Here is a 12,573-nt window from a genome sequence, read left to right on the forward strand (position 1 = left end):
TCTTTATTTAAAATTGAATATCAAGTCCGAATGTAAATACTTTGCTCTTAGGATAAGCTCCCCAATCCAGTCCTGGTGTCATCGGATTGCTGGCAGCTGAACTGACTTCAGGGTCGTATCCACTGTATCCGGTAATACAAAATAGGTTTTGCGCACTAGCATATACACGAAGTTTGGATATATATGCTTTCTTAGTCCATTTATGAGGTATAGTATAACCCAAGGTTAGGTTTTTCAATCGTAGAAATGAGCCATCTTCTACAAAACGGGAATATACATCTCCTTTTACATAGCCTTTTAAAGAAGGTACTTTGTTGGATGCATTCGTTTCTGTCCAACGGTCTGCAACTTCTGCTAGCATATTGTATCGTTCGTCTTGTGAGCAAGTGGCGAATAAACGAGTGGCATTATACACATCATTTCCATAGTTGAATTGCAGCATGAAACTAAGATCTACTCCATAGAAATTGAATGTGTTAGTGATACCACCGAACCATTTTGGCATAGCGTTTCCGATTACAGTACGGTCTCTGGTATCAATAATGCCGTCTCCATTCTGGTCTTTGTATTTTACAACACCAGGTGCTACTCCTTGTGTATAACGTGTATTATTAGTAATCCCGGGTTTTAGTACTTTTTGCCCTCCCGGAGTTGTATAAAAATCGTTGGCTTGATAAATTCCATCAAATTCATAACCGTAAATAAGACCTAATGATTCTCCTACAATAGCCCGATAGTCTGATTGAGTGAAGTTTGTTTTATCAAAATTAGAATATGCTTCAGCATAATTGGCTCCTGAAGATAAAGCTTTCAGTTCATTGCGGATAAATGAAATATTGAAATCTGTAGTCCATAGAAAATTTCGTTTCTGAATATTTGTACTGTTGACACTTACTTCAATACCCCTGTTTTGTATTTTACCAATATTCTGCATTTGTGATGAGAAGCCAGTTACGTATGCTAAGTTTTGGGCCAATAACAAATCTTTGGTGTTTTTGATGAAAAAGTCTGCTGTTATGTTCAAACGGTTAGCGAAGAAGCCTAAATCTATTCCGAGATTGGTAGTCGTTGAACCTTCCCATTTCAAATTATTATTTTTCAGATGTTTGGGGTTCAACACGGTTGCGGTGCTGTTGCCTATACCATATTTACTTAAAGAATATAAATCGAGAGATAGGAAGTTAGCAATCCGGTCGTTACCTACAGTACCCCATCCCAGGCGTAGTTTCATATTTGAAAGGAACGGTAAATTCTCTTTGATAAATTTCTCTTCGGAGATACGCCAAGCAGCAGAAAATGAAGGAAAGAATCCCCATTTGTTTTTGTATGAGAACACTGTAGAGCCGTCAGCACGTACAGTCGCCGTTAATAGGTATCTGTTGTCATAGCTATAATTACCACGGGCAAAGAAAGATAGCATGGTTTTATCAGTGAAAGAAGTCGCAACTTTACTAGGGGTGGCACCTAATCCAAGATTATCATTTTCCATTTCATCAGTTGGAAAGTCTTTTGCCTGTCCCAGTAGATATTCTGTGCTTTTGTACGAAATCTCTTCACCTAACATTACATCATAACGATGTTTTTTAATTTTCTGTTCCCAAGTTAATTGATTATAGTTTGTCCAACGTTTGTCACGTCCCATTTGAGTTTCTCCATAAGGCATTCGGCCATTTGTAATCGACTGGCGTGATTTCTCTTGATAGAATATATCTGTACGGCTGTTGTTAGTATTATATGTTCCGGCTGTTTTAAATGTCAATCCCTTTATAATCTTATAAGTTAATGACATATTTGCAGTCCACATTTCATTTCTTTTGTTATTTGTCACAGATTCAGCTTGAACGATAGGATTCATTTGTGCCAGACTTTCTCCGCTTTCCATCATGATAGGGTCTATGGCACTTGCCAATAGTTCTTCATTGGTCATTCTTAATCCACCGGTAGGACGAGCTCTTAATACTTGTGCCAACATATTGAAGCGTCCGCTATCACCGGAAGTTCCTGCTCCCATTTTATTCGTGTTAGCATAATTAATAGTAGCATCTAAGGTGATTTTCTTTGTGATTTTCTGGTTGACACGGAATTTACCTGTAGTTTTAGTGAATCCACTATTTTTAAATATACCGTTTTCTTTATAATGTGAGAATGAAGCTGAATATTTCGTGTCTTCATTACCACCCGTTATCGAAACATTGTGATCTTGTGACCAAGTTGGAGTGAAGGTCTCATCTTGCCAATCTATCGGACTAACTCCGATATAGTCATCTAGTGTCTGGTATCTGTATGGAACGCCATTTTCATCTTCTCCTTGTTTGTAGTAATTAGGAATATATTGCGCTTTTTGTTCACTTTGTAATTTTACAAATTCATATGGATTCAATACATCTAATGTTTGTGCGATTTTACGGTAGCTTGCCGAACCATTATAACTAATAGAGGGCTTGCCGGATTTTCCGGATTTTGTTGTGACTAATACAACGCCATTTGCTGCACGGGCACCATAGATAGCGGAGGAAGAAGCATCTTTTAATATTTGAATAGATTCAATGTCAGAATTGGATAAATAATCAATGTTGTCTACTTGAAACCCATCAACAATGTATAGTGGAGAAGCATCACCATTTAACGTTCCTACACCGCGAATTTTAATGTCGAATCCAGCACCGGGAGTACCATCTGTTTGGGTAATTTGTACACCGGCTACCTGACCTCCTAATGCTTCCATAACGGAGCTACTTTTGAAACCTTCAATATCTTTAGAAGCGACAGAAGCTACTGAACCAGTCAAGTCATTTTTCTTCATGGAACCATATCCCACTACTACGACTTCTTCCAGCATGGCATTATCGGGAAGTAATTTTATAGAAAGGACTTTTCCCGATTGAGCTTTTACTTCTTGTGTTTGATAGCCAATATAGCTAATAACCAACGTTGCGTTTTTGCCGGCTTTAACTGTAAACTTACCATCTAAGTCAGTCGTTGCCCCGGTTTGAGCACCTTTCACTCTGACTGTTGCTCCAATAAGAGGTAAATCAGTTTCGTCTACTACAACTCCTTTGATGTCTTGCGCTGAAACGCAAATTGTAATGAGGAGAGCTAAGAGGGTGAACCACCCTCTTTTGCTGATTGTTTTATTTAATATATTATACATAGTATATTTACTTTTTTAGTTTAGAAATTTTCGTCAAACCAAATTAATATAGGGAATATCTTGGAACCGTTGTTTATATTATTTTCATTTTTGTCTTTTGTAAACGTCATTTGTCCTATCATTATTCCATTTGCATAACTGCTGGCAGGTGCTTCTCCTTCATTAGATAAATTATCGTCGCCATACCATTTATTTGCATTAATCTTAACTGCGAATGTTTCGGGAATTACATAACCTAAAGGTTTGGTAAGATCTCCGGTATTTTTATAATATGACATTGGGCTCTTTTCTCCGTAGTTAGGTACTCCACTTCCATAATAGTTGCGCCATACTTGATTCATAAAATAAGATTCGTCAGCTGGAGTAGTGACTCCTCCAGTCGTCTTATTCGTACTAATAGCACCACTTTTGTGGGATTTAGGTCCATTCAGATTATAATAGAAGAATGAACGACGATAGTCTAATAATAACTGGGATGTGTCGCTTATACCACTAATTACAGGATTTGTTGAAGTCCCGCCCCTATTTGGATTCACTTTGAATACAAATGGAGTGTATTCGATAGTAACGCCACTAGATGCGGCAGCGTAATCAAAAGCCACTGGTATTTTAAGAGTTCTTTTTTCTTCTCCTGATCCGGCAGAAGCTTCTATAATAAGTAGAGCGACTGGTGAATCTGTTGATATGTAGTCATCAGCAGATAGAGTTATCTTACCTGTATTTGGATCAATGGTAGCATTTGCCATGTTACGTTGACTTGTAATTTTCCAAGTGATGTTGATTCCCTTACCATCCAAATTAGTGGTAGGCATTAAATTCAAAGCAGCTAGGCTAGCACCATCTTTTACTCTATATTGTGAGGCTTCCTTCGTTTTGTCAAGACCTAAATTGTTTCCATAATAAATATATTGGATGTCGTTGGGATTTTCCTTTATATTTAATGTAAATGTTGCATTCTGGCTACCTTTATTATTAATTGCTTGTACGGTAATAGTATAAGTCCCTATAGGGATCGTATTATTCTTTTCAGCTTTAATAGCTCCGGTCTCACTATTGAGTAGTAATTTACCATTCCACTTCGGATCTGGATCTACAAATGAAAATTGTATATCATCTCCTTTTAGCCCTTCTGAAGGAGCGACTGAAATACTTGTATATTGCACTCTTTCTACATTAGTATATGAGAAGTTTTCAATAGGAGCGATATATCCTACCGCAGATAGTGTAAAGGCACCTTCCATTACTATACCTTCTGGTGCATATTCATTGATAACTTTTATATCAATCACATAATCAGTTCCATTTATCATTCCATGATTTGCTGCTACGGATAATACACCGGTTGTCGGATCTATTTTTATTTTATCTGTAGCAGGTGTCACTTTTTCAATACTGTAAATCAAACCTTCTGTTGAGCCTTTTAGTGTTGGTATAGGGCTGGTATAGCTTGTCGGTCCACTTGAAACGGATTCTTCTTCTATTTTTCCCTTATTTTCAGAGTTGTAAGTTACTGATAATGGTTTGGAAGTTATATTGAAAGTAATTGCATTTTCAAATATACCTTCTCCAGCAAGCGTAGTTAGTTTTAAAGAAACAGGATAAATGCCAGGTTGCATTTCTGCTGTTTTATCTTTATTGATTGAGATAACACCCGTGTTGGATATTTTAAAAAAGTCGCTATTTGGTCCTTTTGCGATCGCATAAGTTCTGATAGACACATGCTCTCCTTCAGTGGTGACTTGGGCAGTTGCTTTAGATTCTCCAACTTCTTGGAAATTAACCTTTATATAGTTAGGTTCTACTTTGATACCATCAGGAACAGGAGCCATCATGTTTATTGCAATTGCATCTTTAAATTCATGATAAGAGCCATTGGACTTACACCCAATTGAAATGCTATAAAGACCTACTGCTAAATTCTCCGTATTAGTGATTTCAATAGAGCCTTTATTAGGATCTATGATGAAACTTTCACTCGAACATACTTCTCCGTTAAGAGTGATATTGGTTATGTTGAATTCTGATGGCGTACCTCCGACATACGTTGGAGGATTTACAGTGTAACTCATTGATGGCCCTATATCAGTTACACCATAGTAATAGACTGCAAAACCGATAGTATTCGTTGTCTCTGTATCTTCACAAGAGATACCTATAGCACTTAAAGTAGCTATAGACAAGGTTATAAAGAATCTTGTTGTTAACTTTTTTAGATTCATTGTTTTTATAATATTAGTTAGTTATTATAGTGTATAGCTTAAATTATATTCTTCGCCATTGACTGTGACTTTGATAGAACTTCCGTTCTCGCTGTAATTTTCATCTGTAAATTCGGCAGATATGGTAGCTGATGCGGCATCTGCAATAGGTAAAATTACTGTGATAAAACGAACAGCTGTCTCTTTAGCTCCCTTTCTAAGTGTTACCGTATATCCTTTGCGATTAATTGAAGTGTCGATATCATTGGATAGCTTTCCATTGAATGAAGTTGCAGCGTCAGTGATATTCTTGCTGGCAAATGTTCTCATTATAATGTTGTTTCCGTCAGCAAAAGCAGTATGAGCTCCAAACTGGTTTAAGTCAAGAACTACTTCTTCATCAGTTCCTGGGCAGAGGTTGAAATTTAAATTGTATTTTTTTCCGTTATCAGCTCCATACCCTTCATCTATAAGAACAAAGAATTCTTTATCTACATTATTCTTATTTACATAGAAAATGGCACGGCGATGAGATAAGGTTTCGTAGCTTGCATTTTCTGTTACTACAACATCCACATTATTTTGTGTTTCCATTTTCAGAAAACGTCCTTCTGTTGTTGTAATATTATTCGCATAGATAGTCATTGTGTTGTGCCATTTAGTTTGGCGGAACTCATTACGCTTAGCTTCATTGCCACTATATGCGAATACTCCTGAATCAGGGAAAAAATTACGTCCGTTACGATATAAACTGAATGTACCATTATCTGGTTGACAGTGCCATTTGTCATCCGGATTATAGTTGTTTTTTAGAATCAACATAGTGGAACCTGCGTCCCAACCGTTACGTAAGATATAATAACCGGAATATTTGTAGGCTTTGGTTAAATAGGTGGGTTTTTCCCCCTCATTTCCTTCGGTAGCCATCCACTTCATGTTTTCATTATCGGGAAACATCTCAACATAGCGTTTGAAGTTCTTGATTAATACGCTCTTTGATAAACGTGCTGACCGGGTATCATTGAAATTATCCATTGTATAGTCAGGGTAAGTGATATCCATGATAAACTCTGTAGCTTTACGTAATGACTCCATATAATTGGCAGGAAATTTATTAGCCTTATTGTTTTTTTGAGCTACTTCGTAAATATTGTAAAAATCGGATATTGCACCAATATGATAACTTGGGTCAAGCTCATAATGTACACCGTCTTCATTGAACTGTTCTTGTACTTGAGTATTCAGCTTATTAGCTCCTTCTTCTAACCATGTGGAAGCATTCTTAAATTCGGGCAATAATACGCCTGCCATAGCTACTGCATATGCTTGTGTTACTAAAATATTACTATCTGCATAGTAGTTTTTGCGAATGTTTTCCACTTCATCAGAGAACTGACTTAGAAAGATTGATAACCAAGCTGGAGTGAAGTTGGAAGAATACATATAATAAGTCATCAATTCTATTTGTGAAGTAACGCGTTCTGCTACTTGCAATCCGATCCATGGATAATAATCATTAGGAGTGATACCGTCTGGGCATGGATAATTCGCCATCCAATTTGAATAAACTTCAATCCATGATTTAACATATGATTCATTTTGAGTGACCCGATAAGTTTTGGCTTGGGGGACCATCCATTGATGACGATGAAGCTGATATTTGAATTCGTTGTCTGTTATACCACTAGGAATATAATTCCAATCAATTTTTCCATCTTTATTTTTAAAAGAGTAATAGACATTGTCGGCATCAGTTTCACCTTTTTTCTCCTGAAAGTTACGAATGTAAAATCGGTATTCTAAAGCTTGCTCTGCCATATTTTGCTCGGAAGCGGATGCTGTTGTACTAATAAGAGATATGTTAGGGTTGATTACCTCTGTTCGCAAACGATAATATTCTAGCAGTGCTTTAGCTGCTTCGTAATATTCTTCCGCTTGATAGTGCTTTTTAACTTCTTCCAATCCGGGATAGTCGAGGTTGATGACATCAAAAAGTTTTTTTTCAATACCATTTTCGAGGGATGGTTTGGATGTTGTTCCTTCTTTGTTGGGTTCTCCAATGATTAATTCGTCTTTGTCGTCTGTGCAATTAGACAGAAAGAACATTGCGAATAAACAAATAAAGATGTTCTTCATACTTTATTAGGTTTTAATTATTAAAAGTTATATTTTACTGTTTGCAAATGTAATCTGTTTATTTAGAAATAGTGATTGGTCTTGTTCACACTTTGTTCAAAAAATGATTTTTTGATATTAATATTGTTGAATCATATATCAATAATGTCTAAAAAAATGTTTTTTAGGCTGATAGTAAGTCTTTTATATATCATAATGTAAACTTTATCCTGTTCAATTCATGAAATAAACTAATTCATTTTGGTGCGGAAATGAGCTAAATAATCATTTATTTTTAGGCATAAGAACAAAAGAACATAAATGCTGCGCTTTGAAAATTATTTCAGTTGCTTATTGAACTGCTATTTTATTTTTTGTTCTTATGTTCTTCTGTCTGAATTAAATTCCCGTTTAACCAAAAACTGCCTGGTTTGGAATCAATTGGCACTAATGATTTTATTAGTTATTTTTAAGCAATCGTTTACCTATTAATAGGTATTTCATTTCCTAAGGAGTTTTCGTTTGACAATTGTCAAGCGATAGTTCAACATATGTCAAGCGTTCGTTCAACAACTGTCAAACGAAAACTTCTTAGGCAATTGAAAAAATAATATAAGCAAGAGAAAGAAATAAAAGCTGCATATTGACGAGTTATTGTCAGCGATAGTATTGGGGGCTATTTCCATACCGAAATGAATTAGTCCAAATCCGTGCGGGAAAGAAGAAAAGCGCTACTTTATATATTGGTGTATGTGCAAAACTTCACCTTGTACTTACAATAGGAATTCTTCTATATTATCAGGAGTAATCACTGTGAAAGTAGCTTCCGGATTTATCAAAAGAACAAAATTCAAGCTTTTTTCTTCAAATCCAAAAATATCATGGTTTTTGTGGATTGTATTCCGTAAAAAACATGATATTTTTGGATTTGCTTTGCTGGTTACTTATCCTTTTGCTTTCTTAATATACTCCGTAGGCAAACATCCGAAATACTTCTTGAAACTCGTAGCAAAATAAGACGGCGTATTGAAACCTACCATTGTGCTGACCTCTGCTATTGTATAGCGGCCATCCTTCAGTAATTTTGCCGCTTCGTTGAAACGAATCTTGCGTATAAAGTCAATAGTCGATTCGCCTGTGATGGCTTTCAATTTAAGATGCAGATTAGAACGACTCATATTCATTTCTCTGGCAAATTCGTCAGTAGAGAATTCAATATTATCCATATTCTTTTCTACAATCGCTACAGCACGTTTTAGTAAAGCTTCATCCATGGCGTTAAACGTAATCTTTTCCGGTTCCACTTCCAGGGATTTGGAATACCGTTCAAGCATACGTCTACGGGTACGCATCATATTCTGTATCTTCGTAGTCAGGATAGCAAGTGAGAATGGTTTCGGGATATAATCATCCGCACCCATTTGCAGACCTTCCATCTGGTCTTTGACTTCGCTTTTAGCAGACAGGATAATCACGGGAATATGACAGGTACGGATATTTTGCTTCACATTCTTGCATAATTTGATACCATCCATCACAGGCATCATGACATCAGTTACAATGATGTCAACTTCATTGTCTTTCAGTTTTTCCAAAGCTTCTTCACCATTTCCGGCTTCCAGCGTATTGAAGAGTTCGGCTAGTCCGCTGCTAAGATAATGGCGGATTTCATTATTGTCTTCTACAATAAGAATAGTGCCACGCTTCTTGTCACCGCCTTCGATCGTTTCGTTTTCGACCTTTTCCGTATCAATGAAATACATTTCTTTCGAGTTGGTGGAATATACCTGTCCTTCCTCATTCAGAGTGTCATTAGAAGCTAGTTCGGAGGGTTTGTAGGTATTTATGTCTTGTGGCAGATAAACAGAGAAAGTACTGCCTTTACCCTCTTCACTATCCAGTTCGATACGACCATGGTGCAATTCTACCAGGCGTTGTACCAGTGAGAGACCGATACCACTTCCTACGTGCTCACTCTCTATCTGATAAAAACGTTCGAATATTTTTCCCTGTTTATTGATGGGAATACCAATACCGGTATCACTAACTTGCAGTACCAACCAATTATTTTCCTCTTTCAATGTCACAGTAATGCTTTGACCGCTTTCCGTATATTTGAAAGCATTTGAAAGTAGGTTATTAACAATCAGTTCCAGATAATTAGGATCAAAAAGTTCCTCTTTATCTTCCAATTCGGAATGGAGAGTATAGGTAATCTTTTTGTGGCGTGCCAGTTTATCATAAAACAAGAAATTATCTTGTATTAGTTGATGCGCATTCTCTCTCTTTGCTTTCAGCTCGAAAACTCCCAATTCGGCGCGGCGATAATCCATCAATTGATTGACAAGATGTAGCAGGCGATTAGCGTTGCGTTGGATATATTCCAGCTGATTACGAGTCCAGCGGTCACTGATCTTATTGATTATTTCTTGTAGAGGAGCTAAGATAAGAGTCAACGGCGTGCGAAGCTCATGGGAAATATTGATGAAGAAACGCATCTTCATCTGGTTGATTTCTTCTTGATGTTCCTTGTCCCTACGTTCAATCTCCAGCTCTGCTTCCATGCTTTTACGCATCCAGAAGAAGCGGAAGACGAAAGTGATAAAGCCGATAAAAATAGCGAGGAAAAGCACGATTGCCCACCAGGTCTTGTACCATATAGGGAGAACAACGATTTCCAACATCGTAGGAACGGTATTCCATTTCCCGTCACTATTAGCAGCTTTTACCAGAAAATGATAAGTACCTTGTGGCAAGTTGGAATAGGAGACAGTACGTTTGTCTGTCAGATAATACCACTCTTTATCATATCCTTCCAATTTATAAGCGAAAGTATTGTGTTGACCTGAAATATAGTTGGATACCACAAATTCAAGCGTAAAAGCCGTTTGCCATGATTTTAGCGTGATACTTTCTGTTTCATTGATATTCTTAGTCAAGATACCGGTTTCATCATCCGGACGGACTGTTTTGTTAAACAGTTGAAGTTTAGTAATGACTACCGGAGGAGTGTAAGGGTTGTCCAGTAGGAGTTCCGGGCGGAAAGTTGTGATACCGTTGATACCCCCGAAGTACATTTGCCCGTTAGAGGTGCGGCAGAATGAAGAAGTATTAAACTGATTACTTTGCAACCCGTCGGATTCCGTAAAATTGCGGAACTTCTCTGTCTCCGGATTGAAACAGGAGATACCACGGTTGGTGCTTACCCAGAGACGCCCAAAGGTATCTTCCAGAATACCGTAAACCACATTATTGGGTAAACCGTTAGCAGTCGTATATCGTTTGATCTTCTTCTCTTTTTCATTAAAACAGTAGAAACCTTCACGTGTACCTACCCAAATGATGCCATTGGCTGCTTCATAAATGCAATTGGTAAACATCTTTGTTACAGATGATTCCGGAAGGATAGGAGCTTTTTCTATTTCGATTCCTTCCTGCTGAAAGACTGATATACCTTCTTCACCACCGATCCAAAGACGTTTACGAGAATCTCTGAACAGGATTGTGATTCGTTGTGAAGTAAATGGCGTACCGTCTTTTTCTTTATCTATGGTGGTGAAGCTCCGTTTCTCCGGATTAAAACTAACCAGTGCACTTAAAGTTCCTAATAAGATACTACCCTCCTTGTCAGGAAGAATGGCATACACATTTTCATTGACCAACTGGCTATTCAGCTGGTTGAAACTTTCCATTTGTCCACTGTTGCGGTGGAGAACAGTCAGGCCACCAGCATGTGTTCCTATATATACAAGCGATTTTTGTTCATCTACATATACGGCTTTAATATTGTTGGAACCAATACCGATTTCCCGTTCGTTTTCCTGTAAGATATAGTGCGTAAACTGTTGTGTCTTGGGACTATATAGATTCAATCCCCCATCATTCGTTCCTATCCATAAGTTCTTATCCTTATCTTCGGTAATGCAACTGACTACGTTGTCACTTAAAGAATTCTTATATGGAATACGCTGAATATTCTTGAATCTGTTGCGGATCGGATGATAATAGTTTAGTCCTCCGAAATAGGTTCCAAGCCACATTCCACCCTGCGAATCCATAAAGATACTGCGGACCGAACGCTGTGACAGACTGCCGCTTTCTACCGGACTGCTGCTGTAAGAAACGAAAGAATCGTTTCCTTCATGATAAATGTTCAGATCATTGAATGTTCCTATCCATAGGCGATTTTGCGAATCCAATGCCAGGGAACGGATATAATTGGAACTGATACTTTTAGGATTGGAAGAAGAATGATGATAGGCCTTGACTTCTTGTGTTTTCGGGTTAAATAGAAGTAGACCGGCTCCTTCGGTGGCTATCCAGATGCGGGTAGGAGATTGTTGCAAAATGGCTTGAATCTGCTTAGTGCCTGTTATCGGAGTAATTCTTTCCAGTTTCTTTTGAGGAATGGAATAGCTGTAAAGCCCGTCAACCGGGGTACCAATATAGATAATATCGCCCTGTCTGTAAAGAGCAGAAGCCACTATCTTATGCATAGCCGTACTAAAAGAATCATCAACGAATCGTGATTCTTTAATATCGAACATAGTCAGACCTTCCTGTGTACTTATGAGCAGTTGTTCCGGTGAGATCTCCGCAATACCGTTGATTTGCAGCTTCTTCCCCTTCTTTTCGTAGAAGAAATTTCTGAATTTATCCTTCTCTTCATCATAATATGACAAACCGTCCCGCGTGCCGATCCAAACCCGTCCCTGACTGTCAGCCTTTACGATTCGCGAAATGTCATTAGCGATGCTGTTCGGATCATCTTCATTATGCTGATAAACTGTAAATGAATACCCATCGTACTTGTTTACTCCGTCATAAGTTGCGAACCACATATTGCCTCGTTGGTCCTGATCGATAGAGAATACAGTACTTTGTGACAATCCTTCATTAATAGAGATATAGGAGAAGTTGATTTGCTCCGGAATATCAGAAAAAGCATAATTAACCCCTGCGCATAGAAAAAGTAGACAGATTGCTATTTTGTTAAAGCTGCTCATTATTAGTTCATAAGATTAATAATGGCATCAAAGATAGTGAAATCTTTGATATACCCCATGAATTGACCGGAAAACTATACAATCTTTCCAGTCTATACAGTGG

At 37.6% G+C, this 12,573-nt stretch carries 4 protein-coding genes; all 4 read right to left on the reverse strand.

What is annotated here, in order from left to right:
- Nucleotides 1-7 precede the first annotated feature (7 nt).
- The 4 genes from HMPREF9010_RS02380 to HMPREF9010_RS02365 all read right to left on the reverse strand — a co-directional run bounded on the left by HMPREF9010_RS02380 (nucleotide 8) and on the right by HMPREF9010_RS02365 (nucleotide 12,470).
- Nucleotides 8-3,151, reverse strand: coding sequence for a SusC/RagA family TonB-linked outer membrane protein (locus tag HMPREF9010_RS02380; RefSeq protein WP_008651384.1), 3,144 nt, complete (start codon nucleotides 3,149-3,151; stop codon nucleotides 8-10).
- A 20-nt stretch (nucleotides 3,152-3,171) separates the two neighbouring features.
- On the reverse strand, nucleotides 3,172-5,370 hold the full coding sequence (locus HMPREF9010_RS02375) for a surface glycan-binding family protein (protein ID WP_008651385.1): 2,199 nt from the start codon (nucleotides 5,368-5,370) through the stop codon (nucleotides 3,172-3,174).
- Nucleotides 5,371-5,394: 24 nt separating this feature from the next.
- Nucleotides 5,395-7,485 carry a heparin-sulfate lyase HepC gene (gene hepC / locus HMPREF9010_RS02370; protein ID WP_008651387.1) on the reverse strand — a complete coding sequence of 697 codons (2,091 nt, stop codon included), beginning with the start codon at nucleotides 7,483-7,485 and terminating at the stop codon, nucleotides 5,395-5,397.
- Between the two features lie 923 nt (nucleotides 7,486-8,408).
- Nucleotides 8,409-12,470 carry a two-component regulator propeller domain-containing protein gene (locus HMPREF9010_RS02365; RefSeq protein ID WP_008651389.1) on the reverse strand — a complete coding sequence of 1,354 codons (4,062 nt, stop codon included), beginning with the start codon at nucleotides 12,468-12,470 and terminating at the stop codon, nucleotides 8,409-8,411.
- Nucleotides 12,471-12,573: the final 103 nt, after the last annotated feature.

This window comes from Bacteroides sp. 3_1_23, assembly GCF_000162555.1.
GTDB lineage: Bacteria > Bacteroidota > Bacteroidia > Bacteroidales > Bacteroidaceae > Bacteroides > Bacteroides ovatus.

Bases quoted from the DNA above. Each gene is read 5' to 3' on its own strand.
- HMPREF9010_RS02375 (WP_008651385.1), bottom strand. From the start codon at position 5,370: ATGAATCTAAAAAAGTTAACAACAAGATTCTTTATAACCTTGTCTATA.
- HMPREF9010_RS02365 (WP_008651389.1), bottom strand. From the start codon at position 12,470: ATGAGCAGCTTTAACAAAATAGCAATCTGTCTACTTTTTCTATGCGCA.
- hepC (WP_008651387.1), bottom strand. From the start codon at position 7,485: ATGAAGAACATCTTTATTTGTTTATTCGCAATGTTCTTTCTGTCTAAT.
- HMPREF9010_RS02380 (WP_008651384.1), bottom strand. From the start codon at position 3,151: ATGTATAATATATTAAATAAAACAATCAGCAAAAGAGGGTGGTTCACC.